General features: G+C 67.8%; 18 protein-coding genes, 2 tRNA genes and 1 pseudogene. 14 read left to right on the top strand and 7 right to left on the bottom strand.

All coding sequences use genetic code 11. The annotated features are described in order from the left end of the window. Nucleotides 1-2,160 (bottom strand): HtaA domain-containing protein (locus tag HMPREF9719_RS08960; RefSeq protein WP_004601673.1); only part of this gene is annotated, 2,160 nt, incomplete at its 3' end. 267 nt (nucleotides 2,161-2,427) lie between these two features. Between HMPREF9719_RS08960 and HMPREF9719_RS08955 the strand changes: the two genes are divergently transcribed. From HMPREF9719_RS08955 to HMPREF9719_RS08925, 7 genes are all read left to right on the top strand, one after another. Beyond that, nucleotides 2,428-2,504 (top strand) — tRNA-Ile (locus HMPREF9719_RS08955). A 9-nt stretch (nucleotides 2,505-2,513) separates the two neighbouring features. Continuing rightward, nucleotides 2,514-2,586, top strand: a tRNA-Ala gene (locus tag HMPREF9719_RS08950). Between the two features lie 122 nt (nucleotides 2,587-2,708). Continuing rightward, the gene (locus HMPREF9719_RS08945) at nucleotides 2,709-3,992 is read left to right on the top strand and encodes a type II toxin-antitoxin system HipA family toxin (RefSeq protein ID WP_004601672.1); all 1,284 of its coding nucleotides are present in this window, start codon (nucleotides 2,709-2,711) and stop codon (nucleotides 3,990-3,992) included. A gap of 60 nt (nucleotides 3,993-4,052) precedes the next feature. Further along, the gene (gene pabB, locus HMPREF9719_RS08940) at nucleotides 4,053-6,143 is read left to right on the top strand and encodes an aminodeoxychorismate synthase component I (protein ID WP_004601671.1); all 2,091 of its coding nucleotides are present in this window, start codon (nucleotides 4,053-4,055) and stop codon (nucleotides 6,141-6,143) included. Between the two features lie 199 nt (nucleotides 6,144-6,342). After that, nucleotides 6,343-7,350 carry a substrate-binding domain-containing protein gene (locus HMPREF9719_RS08935; RefSeq protein WP_004601670.1) on the top strand — a complete coding sequence of 336 codons (1,008 nt, stop codon included), beginning with the start codon at nucleotides 6,343-6,345 and terminating at the stop codon, nucleotides 7,348-7,350. Beyond that, nucleotides 7,347-8,348, top strand: coding sequence for an ABC transporter permease (locus HMPREF9719_RS08930; protein ID WP_004601669.1), 1,002 nt, complete (start codon nucleotides 7,347-7,349; stop codon nucleotides 8,346-8,348). The genes HMPREF9719_RS08935 and HMPREF9719_RS08930 overlap by 4 nt, the downstream gene beginning before the upstream one ends. Continuing rightward, nucleotides 8,345-9,097 (top strand): ATP-binding cassette domain-containing protein, encoded by a 753-nt coding sequence (locus HMPREF9719_RS08925; RefSeq protein ID WP_004601668.1) that lies wholly within the window; start codon nucleotides 8,345-8,347, stop codon nucleotides 9,095-9,097. Before HMPREF9719_RS08930 ends, HMPREF9719_RS08925 begins: the two co-directional genes overlap by 4 nt. Here the strand turns inward: HMPREF9719_RS08925 and HMPREF9719_RS08920 are convergent. The 3 genes from HMPREF9719_RS08920 to cmtR all read right to left on the bottom strand — a co-directional run bounded on the left by HMPREF9719_RS08920 (nucleotide 9,042) and on the right by cmtR (nucleotide 11,150). After that, nucleotides 9,042-9,521: a hypothetical protein gene (locus tag HMPREF9719_RS08920; RefSeq protein ID WP_004601667.1), complete on the bottom strand. Its 480-nt coding sequence runs from the start codon at nucleotides 9,519-9,521 to the stop codon at nucleotides 9,042-9,044. The two genes, HMPREF9719_RS08925 and HMPREF9719_RS08920, sit on opposite strands and share 56 nt — an antisense overlap. A 670-nt stretch (nucleotides 9,522-10,191) precedes the next feature. Next, on the bottom strand, nucleotides 10,192-10,794 hold the full coding sequence (locus HMPREF9719_RS08915) for a cadmium resistance transporter (protein WP_038076120.1): 603 nt from the start codon (nucleotides 10,792-10,794) through the stop codon (nucleotides 10,192-10,194). Next, the gene (gene cmtR, locus HMPREF9719_RS09470; protein WP_026420851.1) at nucleotides 10,791-11,150 is read right to left on the bottom strand and encodes a Cd(II)/Pb(II)-sensing metalloregulatory transcriptional regulator CmtR; all 360 of its coding nucleotides are present in this window, start codon (nucleotides 11,148-11,150) and stop codon (nucleotides 10,791-10,793) included. Before cmtR ends, HMPREF9719_RS08915 begins: the two co-directional genes overlap by 4 nt. 753 nt (nucleotides 11,151-11,903) lie before the next feature. On the opposite strand from cmtR, the gene HMPREF9719_RS09745 reads away from it, so the two are divergent. The 5 genes and pseudogenes from HMPREF9719_RS09745 (at nucleotide 11,904) to HMPREF9719_RS09680 (ending at nucleotide 17,199) form a co-directional block, all read left to right on the top strand. Then, nucleotides 11,904-12,107, top strand: a complete 204-nt coding sequence (locus HMPREF9719_RS09745) for a hypothetical protein (protein WP_004601665.1) — start codon at nucleotides 11,904-11,906, stop codon at nucleotides 12,105-12,107. Nucleotides 12,108-12,191: 84 nt separating this feature from the next. After that, entirely contained in the window at nucleotides 12,192-13,811 is a 1,620-nt protein-coding gene (locus HMPREF9719_RS08905; protein WP_004601664.1) for a recombinase family protein, read from the top strand. Then, nucleotides 13,812-15,380: a recombinase family protein gene (locus HMPREF9719_RS08900; protein WP_004601663.1), complete on the top strand. Its 1,569-nt coding sequence runs from the start codon at nucleotides 13,812-13,814 to the stop codon at nucleotides 15,378-15,380. Next, a pseudogene (locus tag HMPREF9719_RS09890) lies at nucleotides 15,290-16,249 on the top strand (DNA methyltransferase); the annotation flags it as partial. The gene HMPREF9719_RS08900 and the pseudogene HMPREF9719_RS09890, both read left to right, overlap by 91 nt. 191 nt (nucleotides 16,250-16,440) lie before the next feature. Next, on the top strand, nucleotides 16,441-17,199 hold the full coding sequence (locus HMPREF9719_RS09680; protein WP_322785237.1) for a type IIL restriction-modification enzyme MmeI: 759 nt from the start codon (nucleotides 16,441-16,443) through the stop codon (nucleotides 17,197-17,199). Nucleotides 17,200-17,279: 80 nt separating this feature from the next. Here HMPREF9719_RS09680 and HMPREF9719_RS08890 read toward each other — a convergent pair whose 3' ends face one another. Next, on the bottom strand, nucleotides 17,280-18,053 hold the full coding sequence (locus HMPREF9719_RS08890; RefSeq protein WP_004601661.1) for a hypothetical protein: 774 nt from the start codon (nucleotides 18,051-18,053) through the stop codon (nucleotides 17,280-17,282). Between the two features lie 184 nt (nucleotides 18,054-18,237). Here HMPREF9719_RS08890 and HMPREF9719_RS08885 point away from each other — a divergent pair, with 184 nt between their 5' ends. Together HMPREF9719_RS08885 and HMPREF9719_RS08880 are read left to right on the top strand one after the other, a co-directional pair. Next, entirely contained in the window at nucleotides 18,238-18,762 is a 525-nt protein-coding gene (locus tag HMPREF9719_RS08885; RefSeq protein WP_004601660.1) for a peptidylprolyl isomerase, read from the top strand. 184 nt (nucleotides 18,763-18,946) lie between these two features. Then, nucleotides 18,947-19,618, top strand: coding sequence for a rhomboid family intramembrane serine protease (locus tag HMPREF9719_RS08880; RefSeq protein WP_004601659.1), 672 nt, complete (start codon nucleotides 18,947-18,949; stop codon nucleotides 19,616-19,618). A gap of 604 nt (nucleotides 19,619-20,222) precedes the next feature. On the opposite strand, the gene HMPREF9719_RS08875 is transcribed toward HMPREF9719_RS08880, so the two are convergent. Continuing rightward, the gene (locus HMPREF9719_RS08875) at nucleotides 20,223-21,431 is read right to left on the bottom strand and encodes an MFS transporter (RefSeq protein ID WP_004601658.1); all 1,209 of its coding nucleotides are present in this window, start codon (nucleotides 21,429-21,431) and stop codon (nucleotides 20,223-20,225) included. Next, the coding region (locus HMPREF9719_RS08870) for an IucA/IucC family protein (RefSeq protein WP_162857765.1) at nucleotides 21,428-22,822 on the bottom strand (1,395 nt) is incomplete at its 5' end. The genes HMPREF9719_RS08875 and HMPREF9719_RS08870, both read right to left, overlap by 4 nt.

Raw genomic sequence — 22,822 nt, 5'->3', positions numbered from 1 at the left:
CTCGCCGCCGGGCGTGCCAGGGGCGGGGCTCGCCGCGCCGCCCGGGCCGGCCTGAGTCGGATCGGGGTCGTGGGTCTCGTCCGCGCTGGGCGTCGTCCCCGCGGGCGGGGTGTCCTCGCCGGCGGCGGGCGGCTTATCGTCGCCGTCGGTGCCGGGTCCGGTGGCGCCGGGCTCGTGGGGCGGCTGGGCGTCCGGGACGTCGGGGCCCCCGGGCGCGGGCGCCGGCGGGGTGGTGGGGTCGGTCTCCTCCGGCCCGGAGGTAGGAGGCGCGGTGGGACCGGTCTCGTCGGGCGCCGGCGGGGTGGGCTTCTTCTCCTTGGCGCAGGGGTCGGTGAACTCCGTGCCCGGCGGGAGGGCCAGCGCCATGCGGCGCAGCACGTAGTACTCGACGTGGTCGCCGCGGCTCTCGTCGAGGGTGGGCAGGTAGAAATCCCCACCCTCGGCGGCGAGGAACTGGCCGTGGTCGTTCTGGAAGGTCTCCCGGCCGTTGGGCACCGGGACGGTGCCCTCGATCGAGGAGAAGTCCTCGCTCAGCCAGTTGAGGCTCCCGCCGGCGCCCTCGTAGACGACGACGCGGCCGTTGGGGTCGAAGGACACCGAGGAGACGTTGTGCAGCTCGCCGAGGCGGGTGCGCGGCCGGATCTCCTCGAGCGCGTTGCCCTTCAACCGGGAGATCTCGACGACGGAGTTGTCCTTGTAGCCGTTGTTGTAGCGCACGACGAGGTCGCCGTTGGTGGCGATCTGCTCGAGGTAGCGGTTGTCGCCCTCCCGGTAGGAGCCCTCGACGAGCGCGGCGCGCGAGGCGGTGTCCTTAGCCGCCGGGTCGATGGCGAGGAGGAACTGCCGGTAGTGCTCCTCCTCGTTCTCGGTGTGGACGTTGATGCCCGGGTTGAAGAGGAACCGGCCGCCGGACACCGGGGAGAGCTCGGCGAGGTCGTTCTTCACGTCGAACTGCTTGCGGTAGGGCGAGTCGGAGAACTCGCCCAGGGGCTTGCCGAAGAGCGCCTCCCCGCCGGGCAGCGGGGCGGTCGTGGCGGCGCCGTCGACGATGGTCGTGAGGTGCGCCTCGCCCGCCTCGTTCTCGGAGATCGCCGCGATGACGCCGGTCTCCGGGTGGCGGTTGAAGCCCGTGACGTAGCCGGGCGCCTCGGCGACGTCCGTGGGAGCGCCGAAGCCGTCCTTCCCGAAGGCCACGGACTTGATCTGGGTGGCCTTCTCGCCGCGCTTCTCGACGTAGTAGAGCGTCGAGGTGGCCGGGTCGACGGCGGTGAACACCGGCCGCTCGATGGGAAGCTCGAGCTTGGCGAGCTCCTCGAGCTGCCGGTCGAGGAGTGTGAAGCCGCGACCCTCGGCGGCGTTGATGAGGGTGCACGAGCCGGCACCCAGGGTGCGGTGGATCCGGTCGGTGTAGTCGAGGCCGGTATCGAAGGTCTGCGCGGAGCGCAGCGACGGGCCGGTCGCGGTGGGGCGGGCGCCCTCCCCGCGGTAGGAGAGCGCCAGCGAATCGAGGCCCTCGCCGACGTTGTAAAACTCGGAGAACGCCAACACGCCCTCCTCGGTGAGGGTGGCCGCGACGTTGTCCCAGGAGACTACGCCGTCGGCCGCGTTGAAGCCCGCGCCGCCGGGGAAGAGCGTGGCGATGCGCACGGGCTCCTTGGGGGCGTAGGTGTTGCCCAGGGGGTACTGCTTCGAGGAGATCGTCGCCTCGACGAAAGACTCGTTGTCGCCGATGACGACGCGTGGGTTGGAGATGACGAGGTCGAGCGCGCAGGGCTTGATGCGCTCGAAGCCGTCGGCCTGGTTGAACCAGTTGCCCTTCTGCGAGGCGCAGTAGTTGAGGTAGGTGACCGTGCCCTCGAACTGCGCGTCGAGCCGGTGGGTCTCCGGGTCGAAGCTCTGTTCCTTCAGGGGGAAGTGGAACCTGCCGTCCTCGAAGCGCACCCCGCCGCTGAGCTCCGAGGGGCCGGAGATGTAGTTGGTGAAGCTCGTCCGGATCCCCCAGGCGAGCTCGTCGACCCGCTCGGCGGGCTGCGCCGGCGCGCCGGCGGCGGGGTTCGGGGATTCCTCCGCGTGCGCGAGGACCGGGGTGGCGGGGATCATGGCCGCGAGGAACACGGCCGAGACCAGGGCGGGGAGCGCCCGGCGAGGGGTTGTTGTCACTTGTTCTCCAGTGGCAAAGAGGGGGACTCCGGCGCGGCGCGGATCCGGCCCGGGGTCCCGTCCGATAGGAAGCCTGGGGCCCGACCGTCGCTATTAAGTCGAGCCTGCCCACACGTAGTGGTTCCACAGGTAGCGATAAGGTATACCTGCACTTGTATGGCCCGGTCAATCGTCCGGCGCGCGTCGGGGCACGCATCCTGGTTTTCGCCGATTTACCTGCGGTTTTGTGCTTGTTTGGCCGCCGTGTAGAGTAGGGAGCCGTTCCACGGGCCTATAGCTCAGTCGGTTAGAGCGCATCGCTGATAACGATGAGGTCGCAAGTTCGATTCTTGCTAGGCCCACCATCGGGACATGGGGCATTAGCTCAATTGGTAGAGCATCTGCTTTGCAAGCAGAAGGTCAGGAGTTCGATTCTCCTATGCTCCACTTCCCAGCACCCACCCCGGGCCTATCGGCCCGGGGTTTTTCTGTGCCCATCTGCGGGCGGGTGGGCCGTCGGCTTCCGGCTATACTCCGGGTCACTCAGAATCGGGCGAGGGGAGGGCATCGTGGCTGGGCCTCTTGATGTGTACCTTTCCGGCACTTTGGCGGGCACGATTCGACCCGGTGAGCGCGGCCCGGAGCTGACCTACACCGACGAGTGGGTGGAGGATCCGGATGCCTACCCGCTGTCGCTGTCTCTGCCGCTCGAGCGGCGGAGCCACGATGCGCGGCGGACGGGTCGTTATCTGGCCTCCCTTATCCCGGAGAACCACGCCACCCTGAAGGACTGGTCGAGGCGCTGGCGGGGCGTGGATACCGCCGACCCCGTCTCCATGCTCGCCGTGGTGGGCCAAGACGTCGCCGGGGCGGCGGTGTTCGTCCCAGAGGGGAGCGCACCCGACTGGTCGCGCGATAGCGTGCCGCTCAGTGAGCACGAGGTTGGTTGTTTAGTTGCCGACTTGCGTGACAACGACGGCGCAATGCCGTACGACGAGGAGATCCCGCGGGTGTCGCTCGCCGGGCAGCAGCCCAAGATCGGGCTGTATTGCGACGGGGAGGGCTGGCGGCTGCCGCGCGGTGACCAGCCCTCCACCCACATCCTCAAGCCCGCGCCCGCCAGGCTCACCGACGCCGACATCAACGAGACGGCGATGCTCGCGGCGGCGCGGAAACTGGGCATCGAGGCGGCGCGCGGCGGCCTTGAGGAGATCGGCGGGCAGCGGGTGTTCGTCGTCGAGCGTTTCGACCGCGACCGAGACGAGGACGGGACGGTACGGCGCATCCACCAGGAAGACCTGTGCCAGGCGCTCGGCTACCGGCCGGCCGCGAAATACCAGCTCTCCGGCGGGCCCGCGCTCGCGGACGTCACGGAGCTTATCCGGGCCCGCTCGGTCGACCCGTCCGGCGATCTCGATCGCCTCACGCGGCTGCTCGCGTTCAACGTGGCGATCGGTAACTCCGACGCGCACGCGAAGAACCACGGCCTGCTCATCCGCCCCGAAGGGGCGAGGCTGGCCCCGGCCTACGACCTCGTTTCTGTGGCCGCCTACCCCGCGTACGACCAGCGCCTGGCCTTCGCCGTCGGCGAGCAGTACCACTACGCCCAGGTCGATCGGGACGACTGGCGGCACTACGCGCGCCGCACGGGGCAGGACCCCGACCGGGTGCTCTCGGTCGTCGCCGCGGTGTGGGAGCAGGCCCCGGACGCGGTGCACGACGCCCTCGAGCGGTTCGGGGCGTCCGCCGCGATGCGCGACCGGATCCTCGCCGCTGTCGACTCCGTGGCGGGACGCCTCCAGGTCGGGCGGGGTAGGGGAGCGGCGCCCGACCATAAGGGGACGCGGCTTTAAGCTTGGGTGGGTTGGGCCCGCTGAGGCCCCGCGAACGCTGGTTAAGGAGGCTGCCGCGCGATGCGCTCCCTGCTCATCGACAACTACGACTCGTTTACCTATAACCTCGCCGACCTCGCCTACCGGGCGTTCGGCGAGTATCCCACGGTCGTCACCCACGACCGCCCCTTCGAGGAGCTCGACCTCGCGGGGATCGAGGCGATTCTCGTCTCCCCGGGGCCGGGTCGGCCGCAGCGGGCGGGCGACCTCGGGGCGTCGTGGGGCGCCGTCGAGCAAGGCGAGATCCCGGTGCTCGGGGTGTGCCTGGGGCTTCAGGCCATCGCCCTCGAGGCCGGCGCGCGGGTGGGGCTGGCCCCCGAGCCGCGCCACGGCCGGCCAAGCCGCATCCGCCACGACGGCGAGGGCCTATGGCGCGGCCTAGGGCAGGGGATCGAGGCGGTGCGCTACCACTCGCTCGCCGCCGACCGGCTGCCCGACAGCCTCAAGGCCACGGCGTGGTCGGAGGACGACGTCGTCATGGGGCTCGAGCGCACGGACAAGCCGCAGTGGGGCATCCAGTTCCACCCCGAGTCGATCGGCACCCCCGACGGGCTCGCGATGCTGCAGAACTTCCGCCGCCTCGTCGAGGGCAAAAGCGCGAGCGCGCCCTCCCGGCCGGCGGCGGCTCCGGCCCCGGCGGCGCGCGGGCCGCGCCCGGGCGAGGGCGGCTATCGGGTCCGGTGGCGCCGCGTCGACGCCGAGCCCGACGCCCGCGCGCTCTTCGAGCGGCTCTACGGCGCCTCTTCGAGGCGGTTCTGGCTCGACAGCTCCGCCTCCGGGGCGCCGCAGGCGGGCCGCACGATCATGGGCGACGACTCCGGGCCCTTGAGCGAGGCGCTGCGCTACGACGTCGACAGCCGGGAGGCGACCGTCGAGACCGCGGGCGGCGAGCAGAGCCTCCCGGCCCCGGACGGGTTTTTCGCGCTGCTCGGCGAGCGCATCGCAAAGCGGGCCGCGCCCGCCCCGGAGGGCCTGCCCTTCGACTTCTCCCTCGGCTACGTCGGCACGCTCGGCTTCGAGCTCGGCCACGAGCTGCCCGGCCGCGGCGAGGGGCGGTTTAGCTCCCCGCTGCCGGACGCCAGCCTGCTCCTCGCCGACCGCGCGGTCGTCATCGAGCACGCCGAGCGCGTCACCTACCTCCTCGCGCTCGAGGGGCCGGACTCGGGCAACGCGGCGGGGGAGTGGCTCTCGGCCGCGGCCCGGGTCGTCGAGGAGGTCGCCGCCTCAGGGCCCGCGGGCGAGGCAGCCGAGGAGGCACCCGCGGGCGGGGCGGAGTACCGACTCGAGCAGGACCGCGGCGAGTACATGGACAGCGTGCGCGCCTGCCTCGAGGCGATCCGGCAGGGCGAGTCCTACGAGCTCTGCCTCACCCAGACCGCCGAGGGGCCCGCCCTCGACGACGCGTACGCGACGTTCCGCCGGCTGCGCTCCTTGAGCGAGGTGCCGTTCGCCGCGTTCCTCGAGGACGACGACGTCGCGGTGCTTAGCGCCTCGCCGGAGCGCTTCCTCAAGGTCGACCGCGAAGGCCTCGTCGAGGCCCGCCCGATTAAGGGCACCCGGCCCCGCGGCCGCGACGCCGCCGAGGACGAGGCACTCGCGGCTGAGCTCGCGGGCTCCGAAAAAGACCGCGCCGAGAACCTCATGATCGTCGACCTGCTGCGCAACGATCTCAACCGCTCGTGCCGCCGCGGCACCGTCGCGGTGCCCGGCCTCTTCGAGGTGGAGAGCTTCTCCCACGTGCACCAGCTGGTGAGCACGATCACAGGCCGCCTCGCTGAGGGCGTCGACGCCGCCGAGTGCGTGCGCTGGGCCTTCCCGGGCGGCTCGATGACGGGTGCGCCGAAGCTGCGCACCCTCGAGCTTCTCGACGGGCTCGAGCGCCGGGCGCGGGGGATCTACTCGGGCGCGATTGGGTGGTTCTCGCTGAGCGGGGCGTGCGACCTGTCGATCACCATCCGCACGATCGTCTCCGAGCCGGGGCGCAGCACCATCGGGGTCGGCGGGGCGATTACCGCCCAGTCCGATCCGGCGGCCGAGTTCGAGGAGATCCTCGTCAAGGCCCTCGCCCCGCTCGCCGCCGTCGGCGGCCGCATCGCGGGTGAGGACGCCTGAGCCACGCGGCCGGTTTTTCGATGTTTCACGTGAAAAATCGCAAAAACCGGCGTCCGGCCCTCGCCGAGCGCGCGCCGGGGGTATCGGTAGCCACCCCCGCCAGCGGAGCGCGCCGCCGCGCTGGCCCCGGTGCCTGAATCGATCAAGCCTCGGGTCGCGCCCTTGCCCGGGGGTTCCGGGCGGTGTGGGCTAGAGGGTTATGGCTTTATTGAGTTGGTCGTCCCTCAAGCGGGGGGCGGCGGCCGTGGCCGCGCTCGCGCTCGCCGCGGGCCTGGCCGCCTGCAGCGAGACCGGCGGCCGCCCGCGCGGCGGCGAGGGGCCCGGCGGCACCGCCGGCGGGGTGGACACCCCGAGGCTCACCGTCGCGATGGTCACCCACGGCGCGCCGGGGGACACGTTCTGGGACCTCGTGCGCCGCGGCGCCGAGGACGCCGCGAAGAAGAACAACATCGAGCTGCGCTACTCCGCCGACCCGCAGAGCCCCAACCAGTCGAACCTCGTCGACAACGCCGTCGACTCGAGGGTCGACGGGATCGCCATGACGATGCCCAACGCCGCCGCGCTCGCGCCGGCGGCGCGCCGCGCCGACGAGGCCGGCATCCCCGTCGTCGGGCTCAACTCCGGGATGGAGGAGTGGCAGGACGCGGGCATGAGCGCCTTCTTCGGTCAGGACGAGTCCGTCGCCGGTCGCGCCGCCGGCGAGGAGCTCGCCGAGCGCGGCGCGGGCCGCGTGCTCTGCGTCATCCACGAACAAGGTAACGACGCCCAGGAGGAGCGCTGCCGCGGCGTCGCCGAGGGCGCCGCCGGCGCCGAGGTCGAGACCCTCTACGTCAACGGGATGGAGCTCGCCGCCGCGCAGGCGACGATGGAGGCGAAGCTTCAGGAGGACGACGCGATCGACGCGATCATGGCGCTCACCGCCCCGGTCGCGATGCGCGCCGTCGCGGCCGCGTCCGGCTCCGAGGTGGCGGTGGCGACCTTCGACACCGACGCCGAGCTCGCCGGTGCGATCGAGGCCGGGGACGTGGCCTTCGCCGTCGACCAGCAGCCCTACCTGCAGGGCTACCTCGCCGTCGACGCGATCTGGCTCGCGCACCGCAACGGCTCCGCCCCGGGCGGCGGACGGCCGGTCTACACGGGACCGAGCATCGTCGACGAGACCAACGTCGACGACATCCTCGAGGCCGCGAGGGAGGGGCTGCGATGAGCACGATCACCCGCAGGATCGCCCGCCGCCCGGAGCTCGGCAGCCTCGCCGGGGTGGTTGTCGTCGCGGCGTTCTTCCTCGCCGTGGCGCCCCCGATGCGCTCCGGCGATGCGCTCGCCACCGTCCTCTACGCGAGCTCGACGATGGGGATCATGGCCGTGGCGGTGGGGCTGCTCATGATCGGCAACGAGTTCGACCTGTCCGCCGGGGTGGCGGTGACGACCGCGGCGCTCACCGCGACGACACTGGCCTACAACCTGTGGCTCAATGTGTGGGTCGGCGCGTTGCTCGCCGCGGTGCTCGCCGTGGCGATCGGGGCGTGGAACGGCTTCCTCGTCACCCGCACGGGCATCCCGTCGTTCCTCATCTCGCTGGCGACGTTCCTCATGCTCCAGGGCCTCAACCTCGCGGTGACGAAGCTCGTCTCCGGGCAGGTCGCGACCCCCTCGATCGCGGACATGGAAGGCTTCGACTCGGCGCGCGCCGTGTTCGGCTCGACGATCCCCGTCTTCGGTGTGGAGGTCCGCATCACGGTCCTGTGGTGGCTGCTCATCGTCGCCGCCGCGAGCGTCCTGCTCGACTCGACGAGGTGGGGCAACTGGATCTACGCCTCCGGCGGCGACGAGCGCGCCGCCCGGGCCGTCGGCGTGCCCGTGAAGCGGGTGAAGATTGCGCTGTTCATGGGCGTGGGCGCAGCCGCGTGGGTGGTGGGCATGCACAACCTCTTCACCTTTGACTCGATCCAGGCGGGCCAGGGCGTGGGCAACGAGCTGCTCTACATCATCGCCGCGGTCATCGGCGGCTGCTCGATGACCGGTGGGCGCGGCACCGTGGTTGGCACCGCGCTCGGCGCGCTCATCTTCGGGATCACCAGCCAGGGCATCGTGTATGCCGGGTGGAACCCCGACTGGTTCACGTTCTTCCTCGGCGGCATGCTGCTCATCGCCGTCATCGCCAACACGATCGCCGCGAAGCGGCAGCGGGAGGCGCGCTCGTGACGACGCTCGAACTGAAGGACATCGGGAAGCACTACGGGCCGGTCGCGGCGCTCGAGGGGGTGGGCCTCGAGGTGTCCTCCGGGGAGGTCACCTGCCTGCTCGGCGACAACGGCGCCGGGAAGTCGACGCTCATCGGGGTGCTCTCCGGTCGCCACCGCCCCTCTGCCGGGCGGATCCTCTTGGACGGCGAGGAGGTCTCCTTTCCCAGGCCCCGGGCCGCGCTCGACCGGGGGGTCGCCACCGTGCACCAGGACCTCGCGCTCGTCGACGACCTCGCGGTGTGGCGAAACTTCTTCCTAGGCCGGGAGCTCAGCAGGTTAGGGCTGCTGCGCATCGGGGAGATGCGCCGTGCCACCGCCGAGGCCCTCGAGCGCCTCGGGGTGGACCTGCCCGACACCGACCGGCCGATCGGGGGGCTCTCCGGCGGGCAGCGCCAGGTGGTGGCGATCGCCCGGGCCGTGCACTCCGGCGCCCGGTTCCTGATCCTCGACGAGCCGACCGCGGCGCTCGGGGTGCGCCAGTCGGAGATGGTGCTGCGGCTCGTGGCCGCCGCCCGGGACCGCGGCGTCGGCGTGGTGCTCATCACCCACAACCCGGCGCATGCGCTCGCGGTGGGGGACCGCTTCGTCGTGCTCGGCAACGGTCGGGTGCGGCTCACCGCCGCCCGCGGCGAGGTCGACTCCGCGACGCTCGCTAAGGAGATGGCCGGCGGCGTGGACCTCGACCTCGGCTCCCATCAGAAGGGTTAGCCCACGCCGATACCCGGCCCGGTTCCTCAGGGTACGGCTCCATAGTTGCCCGCACGCGCTCAAGGGCGCGCCAAATGCGGTGGTACCAGTCGTTGTTGTAGTCCATGCGGCCGTCACGGGTGCTCAGGTCCACGTTCTCGTTGACGAGCGAGAAGTAGTCGCGCATGTACGGCTTCATGCCGAAGGCGACGACCTCCGACATACGGGCGACCAGTTGCGGGCGCTTGGTCAGCGCCATGTGGACCCAGAGCACAATGGCGGTGCGAATGGTCACATACTGCGGGCGACCACCGCGGCCGGTCTGGAGCCCATCTTCAATACGCCAGTTCTCCACCAGTTCAACCACGCCGGAGGTATCAACGAGGTCGGCGGCGTACTTGAGTTGGGAGAAGTTCTCTTGGGTCTGCGGGTACAAGTTCGCCATGTCGTTGTCACCCAGTCAGTGAACAGGTCAGTCAACTCCTCAACGTGGTCGCTCAGCGGGTCCGTGCGGTCGTAATTGGTAGGCAAGTGGCGCTCGAATGGAACGACGTTGGCAACGCCAATGGCACTGACGGCTACTTCTCTTCGCACCGCAGCGCACACCGCAACGGCCCACGTCGCGCGAAGCCGGCTGGGAAGCACATGGAAGTCCCGCCCGACGTTGAGCCCCTGGTGCCACACGGGTTTTCTCCGCGGCCAAGAACGTATTCGTGCGGATCTTTTCTGGCCGCGAGTTCTTCCACCACGCCCGCGAACACCGCCGACACCGGGACAGCATGGACCATGTTGTAGCGCTTTACCCACACGGTTCCGTTGTCATCTCGGGTGACGTCCTCCGCACGGAGGTACGACGCGGTAGCGCCGCTACAGCCCGCACCGAGACAAAGGGCAAGGACACCTTCGGCGGCGCGTTGTCGCCCAACTTCCACTGCTCAATGTCGTCAGCGTCAGGCTTGCGACCACCCCGCGGAGCAGGCGGAGTCGGCTTCTGTTCGGTGCGCGGCCGCGACCAGGCAGCAGCGTCAAGCATGGCAAGGTTCACGGTCAAGTCCCATCAGCAAGCGTTACACAACACTAAGGGACGCAACCGCCGTTGGAACACTGCTGCTATGTCAGAGCCCGAAAGCTCCGCCGCTGACGAGGATCACGATGCCGAGGCCGATGAGAACGATGGGAAAGAGGATGTCCTCCCAGCGTTCGAGCACTTCCGCGATCGGGGGGCGGGTGGCGACGAACTTTGCCAGGGCCACCAGGACCGCAACGAACGCGAGGAAGATAACGCAGTAGGCGACTACTGCGAGAGGTTCCACGCTGAGGAATACAGGGGTGTAGACACCGATGTTGTCGCCGCCATTGGCAAACGTGACGCCTGCGACTGTCCAAACGCCGACCTTCTTGCCGGCAACCTTGGCCTCGTCGTCATCGTCGTCATCGTCTCCGCGCCAGGCCTGCCATGCGGCCCGGAGGCCGATGCCCAGAGGGATGAGACCAAAGTATGGAATAGCTGCCGGGGGCAGAAATGCTCCGGCGCCGATGGTCATAAGGATCGCGGCGACGAGGATGCCGGCAAATCCGAGGTACTGGCCGGCCAGAATACGAGCGGTTGTGCCTCTCTGGCCTGCCCCTCGCGCGAAGAAGAGGGAGAGCACGATGATGTCGTCGATGTTGGTAGCTGCGAACAGGCCTATCGCCTGCAAGACCGTGGTGAGGATTATGCGCCCTCCCCAGCTACGTCGCATCCGGGAAGCGAGCAGGCGGGATCGATGCACGGGGCGTCTTCGTCTACTGCCAGGGTAGCATCGACCAGTGTCGTCAGCGCCTGCGCCAGGTGCGGATCGGCGATCTCGTATCGTGTCCGACGACCCTCGGGCTCGGAGACGACGATACCGCAATCGCGCAGGCATGCCAGGTGGTTGGACACATTCGAGCGTGTCAGGTCCAGAGCTCGAGCCAGTTCCGCCGGGTAAGCGGGATGGTCGAGCAAGGTCAAGATGATCCGAGATCGAGTGGGGTCGGCCAGTGCACGACCCAGGCGGTTCATCACGTCGAGACGCGAAATAATAGTCAGCATGCACTGAATTATACAGCGAGCACTGAATATGTCAAGTCCGATGTAGCGGCGTAGCAGCGTGTGCTGCTCAGAAGACAGTGGAAGTGGCAGAGATTCCGGCAAAGTTGCGAAACAGCGTCGCCAGCTCGAGATCCAAGTTGTGCGCGAGCCTGGCGTAGTTGGCGAGGTCCGTTTTCAGGCGCGAAGAAGAGACTCGAACGACCGAAACTCGATGATGTCGTCGTCTTGAACCGGGAAGGCTCAAACAAACTTATCGACCTCACCCGCAGCCTCGCCTCGATTCCCGTTACCGGCGAGAAAACCTCCAGGGTTGACGATGACGTCCTCACACATCCGCACTCGTCGGCAGTGGAGTGAAAGGACGGTGTGTTCAATGACTCCACTGACAATCCGGCGGATCACGAACGTGAGGGCCGCAGGCTGGGGATATAAGTCCATTGCTGCTTTCTGCGGATTGACCCGCGATCAGGTGCGCTCGTGTTGTCTTCGTTACGAGCTCACTCAAGGCTCACCGGAGTGCAGGCGTGTGTGCGGCTGGTGCGGCAGGGCTCTAGAGGGAAGAACCGGGCGGGCCAGATTCTGCACGCCGACGTGCCGGTGGGCTTCCTGGCAACACAAGCAGAACGAACGCGGTCAGCGCCAGGCAACCTGTCTGGGCTGTGGAAACGCGTTCTCTCGGAGCAAGCAAAGCCAGAAATACTGCTCGCACGCCTGCTATGTGCGCACTCGGTTCGGGACTCGCGGAGGGCGCAGGTGATCGCCCACCCGCTTCTGAACAAGCCCGACAAGATGGCTGACGCCACGGCATTCGCCCGCGAATTTGGCTTCCTCATCGACCGTGCCCGCCTTCACGCGCTAGGCGAGAACGGCCACATGGACGCCGATGAGAAAGCTCGACTCGAGGCCGCTCTCATCGACCTTTGTCAGCCGGTGTACACCGTGAAGCAGTCGGCCTGATCGACTGGATAAATAACGATTTTAGAGCGTGTATGGACGTGACCAAGAAGGAGGAAGACGTTGGAAATAATAAACGCCAGGCCGATGCCTGAAAGCCACGTCAAACGCGTCGCGGCCTACTGTCGCATTTCAATGGAGACCGACCGTACGCACAAGTCGCTATCCACGCAGATCTCGCACTACAACGAGCTCATCGGCTCCACGCCCGGCTGGGTGTTCGCAGGCGTGTTTGCGGACAACGGAATCTCAGGCACGAGCATCGAAGCCCGCACTGAGTTCATCCGGATGATCGACAAAGCGCGTGCCGGTGAGATCGACATCATCTTGACCAAGTCCGTGTCCCGTTTCGCCCGTAACACCGTCGATCTGCTCAGCGTGGTGCGCGAGCTGAGATCCATGGGGGTTGAAGTCCGGTTCGAACGAGAGAATATCTCGACTCTGTCAGGGGAAGGCGAGTTGCTGCTGACCCTGCTGGCCTCCTTCGCCCAAGCGGAATCCGACCAGCAATCCCAATCCGTGAAGTGGGGCATCAGACGGAGGTTTCAACAAGGCCAGCACAACGGGTTCTCCCTTTACGGCTACACCAACCACGGCAAGGGGCGCGTCGAGATCAACGAGGCTGAGGCGGCTGTAGTGCGCCGGATCTTCGACTACTACCTCGCCAAGGTCTCCGCTGAACAGATGGCCCGCATCTTCGAAGCCGAAGGCGTGGTCGGGCCGACCGGGGCCGCGTTGGAAGCGACGACGATCAGAAACATCCTGCGCAACGAGAAGTACACAGGCAACTCTCTGTTCCAAAAACACATCACGATCAGCCCTGGCGGCCACTCCAAGCCCAACGAAGGAGAGCAAGACCAGTACTGGGTCGAAGACACGCATCCGGCCATCATCGATCTTGACGTGTGGCAGCAGGTTCAAGACGAGAGAGAAAACCGCCGGTCGCAAGGGGCCAAGGCAAACTGGTCGATCCCGACCTCAGACTTCACCCACATGCTGTTCTGCCCACTCCACGACAAGTACTACCGGGCATCGGTACGCACTCTGGTCGACGGCACGAAACGGCGATCCTGGTCGTGCGCGGCAAAACGCGACGGCGAAGACTGCCCGAACTCCAAGCGCATCCCAAACGAAGCGCTCGAAGCCCTCGTATGCGAAGCCCTCGACCTCGACGAGTTCGACGCACAAACAATGACTGCTCGCATTACCCGGATCGTCATCTATGACCAAGAAACGGCCGAAGTCGAGTACGCAGACGGAACAACGAGCCGACACACGATTCACTATCCGCAGAAGCGCTACCAGGCCTACTGGGACACCCCCGGCGTGCGAGAACGTCACGGGCAAAGGTTGCGCGCCTATTGGGCGAACTTGTCCGAGGAAGAATACGGGCATCAGTGCGAGATACGCAGGCAGAAGCGATCTAAAGAATCCGAGGCAGACAAAGCCCGCCGGAAGCAAAAGATCAGCGACGCGTGGACGCCAGAGCGCCGAGCCAAGCAGGCAGAAGTAGCCCGGCGAACCAATGCCAAGCTCGGGCCGGAAGGCCGTTCGAAACGCGCCGCCACCATATCGAATGACCCAGCCGTCGCCGCCGCCAAAAGCAAGCGAATGAAGGAGCTGTGGGCGGACCCCGAGTGGCGTGAGCGCACCCTTGCGGCCCAACACGCGGCCGGTGCGCGAAAGCGAAAGGAAGGGGAAGCATAGATGGCACCGAAGATCACGACCATCCCAGCGACTCGACGCCTCCACACTGGAGCAAGCCTCAGCGCCCAAATCATCCGAAAGGTCGCAGGCTACGCGCGAGTCTCCACCGACCACGAAGACCAGGCGACCTCCTACCAGGCACAAGTGGACTACTACACCCGGTTCATCAGCAGCCGAGCCGACTGGCAGATGGTCGGAATCTACACCGACGAGGGAATCTCCGGCACCTCCACCCGACGCCGCCAGGGATTCCAAAGCATGGTCGAGGACGCGCTGGCAGGAAGAATCGACCTGATCATCACCAAATCCGTCTCCCGATTTGCCCGCAACACCGTCGACACCCTCACCACCGTCCGAGCGCTCAAAGACAAAGGCGTGGAGGTCTACTTCGAGAAAGAGAACATCTGGACCCTGGATGCCAAGGGCGAGCTACTGATCACGATCATGAGCTCGCTGGCACAAGAAGATTCACGCTCGATCTCCGAAAATGTCACGTGGGGCCACCGCAAACGCTTCGCAGACGGCAAACCCATCATCGCCTACGCCAACATCCTCGGCTACAAGCGCGGCGAGGGCGACACCATGGTCATCGACGAGACCCAAGCCCCAACCGTCAGACGCATCTACCAGCTCTTCCTGGATGGCAAATCGATCGTCGAGATCAAGCACATACTCGAAGCCGAAGGCCACCGCACCTCCCGAGGCAACACCCGGTGGGCTACGACCACAATCCGCTCCCTGTTGCGCAACGAGAAATACCGAGGCGACGTCCTGATCCAGACGACCATTGTCACCGACTTCCTCACCAAGACCACGAAGGTCAACGAAGGCGAAGTCCCGCAGTGCTACGTCACAGGGCATCACGAACCGATCATCGACCCAGCCACCTGGGATCAGGTCCAAGTCGAGCTCTCCACACGCCACGGCAGTACTCGCTGCTCGAAAACCGGCCTGTTCTCCAGCCGCCTCAAATGCGCTGACTGTGGCAACTGGTACGGGCGAAAAACGTGGGCGTCGAACACTCCCAGCAAGTACACCGTGTGGCAGTGCAACCACAAATACCAAGGAGACACTGTCTGCACCACGCCCACCGTCCGCGACGGGCAAATCGAAGCCGCCTACCTTAAGGCACTCGGCAAACTGGCTGTCGAACTCGAAGCGCCGAGCCAAATGCGGGAAGCAATCGCGCTCGCGTTCGCGACCGACGAGCTCGAAGCCGACATCGCACAGATCGAAGAACAGACCGCCGAGCTGGAAGCCACCTTTGACGAACTGATCGCTCAAAACCAGACGGCAGTCCAAGACCAAGCCGTCTACCTCAAGCGATTCGAGGCCGCCGAAGCAAAGTACCAGCGAGCATGCACAAAGAAAGTCGCGCTGGAAACCGAGGTGGCCAATCGGACCTCACGGCGTCGCAGCGTTCAAGCCGCCTATGAAACCGTCCTCACCGAGCCGGTCAATCGCTTTGAGCCCCGCCAGTGGAGCGCGCTGATCGACCACGCCATCGTCAGCCAGGATCGGATCACCTTCAACTTCAAGTCCGGACACGAACTGGCTATCAGACTCTAGCACCCGCCCCTTCTTCTATCGCCCGTCAGCCACTCCGGCGACGGGCGATTGTTTTGCTCAAATCAAACCCGCCAACGAAAGGCGAGAACCAGACCCCCTTAACGCCAACCCGCCAACGCAACGCTCCGTTCATCAAATGCGATGTCTTGTTAGACTCTGCGTGCGGCTCGGGAAACTTCCTCACCGAGACCTATCTGTCGCTTCGAAAGATCGAAAACATCATCCTCGCTCAGCTCAACGACGACCAGCAGGCTCTGGGCTTCGAGGACGTGGGCATCTCTCCGGTCAAGGTGTCGCTCGACCAGTTCTACGGCCTGGAGATCAACGACTTCGCCGTGCGCGTCGCCTCGACGGCGTTGTGGATCGCCGAGCTCCAGGCCAACGCGGAGACAGCCGCGATCGTCACCCGCACGATCGAGGATCTCCCTCTCCGGGAGTCCGCGCACATCCGACAGGCCAACGCGCTTACTACCGACTGGACCGAGGTACTTGATCCTGGCCGGTGTAGCTACGTGCTAGGCAACCCGCCGTTCCTCGGCGCTCGTAACCAAGGTGGGAGTCAGAAACCAGATCTCACAGCAGCGCTCGCCGAGGCCGGAGCGACGAAAAACGTCGGGAACATTGACTATGTTGGCGGCTGGTATGCCAAGGCGGCCCGGTACAGCGTCGGAACGGATATGCGCTGCGCGTTTGTGTCGACGAACTCGATCGTTCAGGGCGAGCAGGTGGCTAACCTGTGGTACCCGCTCTCTCAGCTAGGCGTGCACATCGACTTCGCCCATGACACGTTCCGGTGGAGCAACGAGTCCACGAGCCAGGCTCACGTGTTTTGTGTGATCGTTGGGTTTTCGCATGGCGACCGCAAGCCGAAGACTCTCTTTCACCATGAGGGTCCCGATGCTCCTGCCGAAAAGCGAGTAACCGAGCAGCTTAATTACTATCTCGCTCCGGCCAAAAATACGTTTGTTCGGAGTCGTACGAAGCCGCTATCTGACGTTCCTAATATTGGGATTGGAAACAAACCCGTCGACGGGGGAATTATCTATTCTCGGCCGAGGAGATGCGCGAATTTATTGAGAGCGAACCTGGGGCGGAGAAATACTTCCGTCCTTGGGTTGGATCGAAAGAATTTATCGAAGGCCGGGAGCTGTGGTGTCTCTACTTGGGGGAGGCAGAGTTTGGGGATCTCAATAAACTTCCGCTTGTTATGGATCGCGTTAGAGCTGTTCGTGATTTTCGGCTCTCTAGAAATAGTGCCACAACGAAAAAAATCGCCGATCGGCCGACTAAATTCCATGTGGAGAAGGTTCCTGAGGGAACTTCGGTAGTAATTCCTAAGATATCATCGGAGCGGCGTCCGCGTATCCCTGTTGGTTTCATGGACCCTTCTACGTTGTGTAGCAATCTGGTATTCCTTATTCCAGAAGCTGATCTGTATCACTTTGGCATTCTTCAGTCCAGCACTCACAACGTCTGGGTTGACGCAGTCTGCGGCAGATTGAAGAGCGATTATCGTTATTCCAAGAAGGTCGTTTATAATAATTTTATCTGGCCGACCGTTGATTCTACCACTAGGGAATCGATAGTAAATGCGGCTAGCGAGGTTTTGGAGTCCAGGAAGAAATATCCGGATGCGAAAATCAAGGATCTTTATGATCCGGATAATGATTTTATGTTCCCAGAGCTCGGCGTTGCCCACAAGAAGCTTGACGAGCTTGTTCTCGCGGCTTACGGCCTCCCGAGCGATGCCGAGGATCCAGAGATTCTCGCGCACCTTTTCGAGCTCTATGACCAGGCTACGGCTGACGAAAACGGCTAACGCAGCCCACGGCTAAAGCCCACGCTTCCTCCCCGCAGATTACGGGGAGGAAGCAGAGAAGGGTCCTTGATAACGGAGTATTAGCGGTCGTCGCGCAGCTCGTGCGCGCCGCCCCGTCGCTCCTCGGCCTCGGGGTCGACGGTCGTCGCGGCGCCCGACTCGGCCTCGTCGGCCGCAGCGCGGGCGTCCTCCCCGGTGGGGGTGCTCGTGGAGTAGACGAGCTCGGACTGGTGGCCGCCGGCGTGTTCCTCGACGCGGGGCACCTCGGTGCCGGCGGGCTCCTGGCGCCGCGACTGGTACCAGTAGGCGACCGCCGCGACGATCGCCGCGGTCAGCGCCGCGAGCCCGAGGTTGCGCCACAGCGACGACTTCTTCTCCTCGTCGTTCTTCTTGAGCTCCTTCTTCTGCCGCTTGAGCTCGGCCTTGGCGTTCTTCTTATCGAGGGCGCGTTGCGCGCGGTCGGCGGCCCGGCCGGCGGCGTCCTGGGCGCGGCGCTTGGTGCGCTTGCTCACCCGCCAGCCGAGCTTCGCGGCCGCGTCCTGCTGCGCCTGGTCGGCGAACGGGCGGAAGTCCTTCCCGCCGCTGCGCGCCTCCTCGAGGGCGCGGGCGACCCGCTTCCGGGCGAGGGCGGTGAGTTTGCCGGCTTCCTCGGCGGGCTCCTCGAGGGCGTGGGCACCGCGCTGCGCGAGGTCCCTGCCGGTTTCTTTCACCGAGTCCGCGACGTTGTCGTAGTTATCCGCGGCCTTGAGCAGCGTCTCGTAGGTCTTCTCGACGTTGCGGTCGCGGAACTCGCCGTAGCGGTCCCAGGCGTTCTTGCCCAGCGTCAGGGCGATCTTGAGTTTCTCGCCGGTCATGGTTTTTAGTCCTCACCCCTCGAGGTCGGTCGTCGTGGCCGCTGCCGGCCGCGGCCTTGATAAGGGCGGGTGCCCCACAGGCGCGCGGCGTGCGGCCGCTTTCCCACAGGTTAACCGCCGCGGGCCGAGCCCCGCCGGGCGATGCGCCGCGGCCGGGCGGCGCGCCAGGCTAGACTGGGCGGCCATGACATCGGCAACCGCATCCGCGATTCTGCACACGAACCACGGCGACATCGCCGTGGACCTCTACGGGGAGGAAGCCCCCGTCACCGTCGAGAACTTCGTCGGCCTCGCCACGGGGGAGCGGGACTACTCCGCGTCGAACGCCTCGGGCGGCTCCGAGGGGCCGTTCTACGACGGCAGCGTCTTCCACCGCGTCATCGCGGGCTTCATGATCCAGGGCGGCGACCCGACCGGCACCGGCCGGGGCGGCCCGGGCTACCAGTTCGAGGACGAGTTCACCCCGAAGCTGCGCTTCGACCGGCCCTACCTGCTCGCGATGGCGAACGCGGGCCCGGGGACGAACGGCTCGCAGTTCTTCATCACCGTCGCGCCCACCCCGCACCTCAACGACCACCACACCATCTTCGGCGAGGTCTCCGACGAGGACTCCCGCAGGGTCGTCGACGAGATCGCGAACGTGTCGACCGACCGGGCCGACCGGCCCCACGACGCCGTGGTCATCGAGTCCGTCGAGGTGAAGAAGTAGCCTCGCGCCCCCGGTAACGGGGCACCACGGAAGCGCCCCCGAGCGCCGCCTTCACGCGGCGCCCGGGGGCGTCGTCGCGTCTGCGCCCGCGGCGCTGCCCCCGGGCCTGGGGACTGCCGGGCATCCGACGAGCGCCCGCGGCCTCGGGCCGCGGCGGCCGGGACCGCCGGTAGGGTTGGGTGGCGTGTCCGACAACGCCGTGGCCCGCCTGTTTCGCTCCGCGCCGGTGACCTGCTCGGTGGGGGCGCTGCTTATTGCCGTGTGGCTCCTCCAAGCGATCGAGGCGCGCTCGATCACCCGGACGGCGGCCGGGCCCGTCACCGACGCGTTCCTCGTCCGCGGCCCCGAGGTCATCGTCGAGCCCCTCGGCGCGCTGCGCACCCTGACCGCGGTGCTCATCCACTTAGGCCTCGGGCACCTGGTGGTCAACCTCGCGCTGTTCTTCTTCGTCGGCCGGGAGATCGAGCGCCGGCTGCCCGGCGGGTTCTACCTCGCGACGTTCGTGCTCTCCGGGCTGGGCTCCTCGCTGGCGATCATCGTCTTCGACCCGCTGGTCCCCACGGCGGGCGCCTCGGGCGCGATCTTCGGGCTCATGGCCGTCTTCGTGGCCACCGCGTTCCGCGCGGGGCTCGACGTGCGCGCCCCGCTCATCCTCTTAGGCATCAACATTGCCTACACGTTCATCTCCGCCGGGAGCGTGTCCCTGTGGGGCCACCTGGGCGGCGCGGCGACGGGCGCGGCGCTCGCCGGGGCGACGCTGGCGCGCCGGGCGTGGCTGCGCTGGGCGATCACCGCGCTCGTCGCCTTTGTCGTCATTGGTGGGATCCTTCTCTACTCTTCGGGAGTCTGGTTCTAGCGGCGCTGAGCTCCGCCCCAGGAACTCTCCACAAGAACTCCCCGCGGCGGCCGCCGGCCGCCAACCGCGGATCGTGTTCACCTGACGCGGGGTATGCGCGGAGTCCCGAGGGACTCTCTTCACCCGCCACCCCGCTACCTGCCGGCGGGATAGTGCCCGGCACCCCGCCTCCGGGGAAGAATTCCCCAGGATCTCCACAGCCGGGCCGCGGGCGCGGGTTCTCCCCAGGCGTTCTCCACATTGTGGATAATCACCGTCTTGTAATTTCCGAACATCCGTCCGAGCGGCCCGTTCGGCCGCCGCCGTGCGCTCGAGTTTTGCACACTGTGGAGTGCTGGGGCCGGATCTGGGGAGAAGTGCACAGAGTTTTCCACAGGCGGTGGAGAAGTCGGTGTATAACTCCCCAGGGGCCCCATCCACAGGGTTTTCCACCGCCTGTGGATAACTGCGTCCTCAGGGTGGGGAATTCCGGGGCGAGGGGGCGTGGGACCGCCGCGAGAGCCGGCCGGGGAGCGTACCCGTGCCCTGGCGAGGCGGCCGTTCGGCGTCCCGCTGGGCCAGGGGATAGGGAGCGGGGCACCGAAGAGAGACGAGGGGAGTCCGGCTAGGGGCGGCGCGCGCTGGCCATGAGGGCGCCCATCGCTCCCGCTAGCACGAGGTTGCTCAGCGCCATCGCGGCGAGCATCCACGCGACCCCGCCGAACTCGGCGACGAGCCCGAAGAGCAGCGCGCCGAGGGGGATGAGGATCCGGTCGGTGTTCGCCACGCCCACGACCGAGCCGCGGATCTCCTCGGGCGCCATGGCGGTGACCGCGGCGCGGTTGGTCGTGCGGTAGATCTGCGCGAGGAAGCCGAGCAGGAGGAAGCACGCCGCGAGCGCCACCTGGTTCGGCGCGAGCGCCGCGACCAGCGCCGCGACGATAAGCGGCAGGGAGGCGCCAAGCGCCCCGACGAGGGCGGTGCGGGGCGGGTCCGGGAGCCGGCGGCGGCGGATGCCGATGCTCGCCGCGGCGGCGCCGAGCGCCGCGACGAACGAGCCGATCGCCGCGCCGACGCCCCCGCCGGGGAAGAGCGGCGGCGCGAACACCACCGGCATGAGCGCGGTGTAGGGGAACACGGCGAGCATCGGCCCGAACGCGAGGCCCACCTGGGCGAAAAGCCGCCTGTCGCGGACGAGGTGGCGCAGCCCGGCGAGCAGCGGCGGGCGGCGGGCGCCTTCTGGCGGGCCGGCGGCGACGCCGGCGACGTGCACCCGCCAGGAGAGGATCGCGGCCGCCGCCTGCAGGGCGGCCCCCAGCCCGATGGCCGCGCCAGGCCCCGCGGCGGCGAGCAGCGCGCCGCTCGCGGCGGGGCCGGCGATCTGGCACAGCGTGAGCACCGTCGAGAGGTCCGCCATGCCCCTCAAGAGCTCCCCGCCGCCGGTGACGCGGGCGATGAGCACCTGGCGCACGGTGGGCTCCGCGGCGGTGATGAGCGAGCGCCCCGCGAGCAGCGCCGTAGCTATAAGGAAGCCGTGCGGCGGAGAGAGCGCCACGATCGCCGCCATCGTCGCCGTGACGGTCGACGCGACTCCGGTGATGAGGGTGAGCAGCGCGGCAGGGTCGCGCCGGTCGGCGAGCCCGCCCATCACCGGGCCCGCGACGAGGATGGGCACGAGCCGCGCCGCGGTGGTGATCCCCACCGCCGCGGCGGAGCCGGTGATCTCTAGGACCCACCAGTTGAGGACGACGAGCTCCGCCGCGCCGCCGAAGCGCGACAGCGCGACGGAGACTAAAAGCCCCCGGTACGCGCGGGCCGCCGCGCCGCGGCTCACCGGGCGGCGCCCAGCGGGTTGGGGATCGCGACGTAGCGGTCCCCGGCCTCGGGTTCGAGGGCCATGGTGACGAACGCCTTCTGGCGCAGGCTCTCGGCCTCGAGGGCGCGCAGGTCGCCCTCGGGGGCGCGGCCGCGGTGCCGGTCCGCCACGGCGGCGGCCTCCGAGCGGGCAAGTGCCCACAGCTCGTCGGCGAGGCCCCCGCCGAGCGCCGAGTCGAGCTCATCGACGATGCCGGCGAGGTTTCCGAAGATCGCGGCGTAGTGGCCCTTGTCGAGGAACTCGTCGAGCCGGTCGGTCGCGGTGATCGCGCCGGGCCTCGTGGGCAGCGCCCGCCCGCCGCGGGTGTAGCGCGGCCGGTAGATCCGCAGCCCCGAGAAGTCCCGCAGCCACAGCCCCCGGTAGCGGGGCCGGGCCGCGCGGCCGGCGAGGCCGGCGACCTCGACGAGGGTGTTCTGCAGGTGCGCCTCGATTGCCACGCCGTCGAGCCACATCGCCGGCAGCGCCGCGCCGAGCAGGTCGCGGGCGTAGGAGCGGAAGAATTCGAGAGCGCCGCCGCGCGTGCCCCCGGCAAGGGCTTTGAGCGGGCTGGGCTCGCCCTCGGGCAGGCCGCGCAGCGCGCACGCGCTGATGAGCGCCGCGTCCGCCCCGAGGCCCGGGGTGGGCTCGCGCACGAGCGCGGAGAGCCCCCGGTTGAGCGCCGTGGAGCCGGAGTCCCCGCGGTAGGCGACGCCCGCGACCTCCTTGAGAACCCCGACCGGGGCGCCGGCCCGCTCGAGGATCCTGGCGACGGCGTCGGCGACGGCCGGGGTGCCCAGCGCCGAGTGCTGGGAGATGCTCCGCCTCGTGGAGGTGAGCGTCACGTCGAGCGCGACTTTCACAAACGGCCGGGCGCCGGCCGCGCCGGGCGCGTGGGGCACGAGCGTGCGCAGCGAGATCGTCGGGCGGGCCGGCAGCACGACCGAGTCGACGACCCGCGCCGTCCCGTCGGACAGCGCGTCGGCGAGCTCCCCGCGCAGCACGTGGGTGAGCTGCCACGGGTGCACCGGCACGAGCGCCCAGCCGCCGGACGGGGGCGGGCCCGCCGCGTCTAGCTCGTCTTGGGCGAGCTCCCAGTGGCGGGGGAAGTGGTGGGCGAGCGTCTCGCCGAGGGTCGGCCTGCCGGCCGCGTCCTCGACGAGGCCGCGCTCGACCGCGAGGAGCACGAGATCGACGACGCGGCCCTGCTCGGGCGAGTAGGCGAAGATCTCGTCCTCGCTCAATCCCCGGCGCAGCTTCGAGAGCGGGTGGACGCTGTGGCCCTCCGCCGCCAGCGCGTCCGCGGCGACGCCGCGCAGCCCGGGCGCGGCGAGCGCCACTCGCCCCGCCCAGCCGGTGTCCAGGCCCCGCAG

The sequence above is a fragment of the Corynebacterium otitidis ATCC 51513 genome, from assembly GCF_000296405.1.
Taxonomy (GTDB): domain Bacteria; phylum Actinomycetota; class Actinomycetes; order Mycobacteriales; family Mycobacteriaceae; genus Corynebacterium; species Corynebacterium otitidis.
This window is presented reverse-complemented; position numbering and strand designations above follow the sequence as displayed.

Excerpts from the sequence above, each read along its gene's own strand:
- pabB (WP_004601671.1), top strand. The coding sequence starts at position 4,053 with ATGCGCTCCCTGCTCATCGACAACTACGACTCGTTTACCTATAACCTC.
- HMPREF9719_RS08935 (WP_004601670.1), top strand. The coding sequence starts at position 6,343 with ATGGCTTTATTGAGTTGGTCGTCCCTCAAGCGGGGGGCGGCGGCCGTG.
- HMPREF9719_RS08930 (WP_004601669.1), top strand. The coding sequence starts at position 7,347 with ATGAGCACGATCACCCGCAGGATCGCCCGCCGCCCGGAGCTCGGCAGC.
- HMPREF9719_RS08920 (WP_004601667.1), bottom strand. The coding sequence starts at position 9,521 with ATGGCGAACTTGTACCCGCAGACCCAAGAGAACTTCTCCCAACTCAAG.
- cmtR (WP_026420851.1), bottom strand. The coding sequence starts at position 11,150 with ATGCTGACTATTATTTCGCGTCTCGACGTGATGAACCGCCTGGGTCGT.
- HMPREF9719_RS08905 (WP_004601664.1), top strand. The coding sequence starts at position 12,192 with ATGCCTGAAAGCCACGTCAAACGCGTCGCGGCCTACTGTCGCATTTCA.
- HMPREF9719_RS08900 (WP_004601663.1), top strand. The coding sequence starts at position 13,812 with ATGGCACCGAAGATCACGACCATCCCAGCGACTCGACGCCTCCACACT.
- HMPREF9719_RS09680 (WP_322785237.1), top strand. The coding sequence starts at position 16,441 with ATGCGCGAATTTATTGAGAGCGAACCTGGGGCGGAGAAATACTTCCGT.
- HMPREF9719_RS08890 (WP_004601661.1), bottom strand. The coding sequence starts at position 18,053 with ATGACCGGCGAGAAACTCAAGATCGCCCTGACGCTGGGCAAGAACGCC.
- HMPREF9719_RS08885 (WP_004601660.1), top strand. The coding sequence starts at position 18,238 with ATGACATCGGCAACCGCATCCGCGATTCTGCACACGAACCACGGCGAC.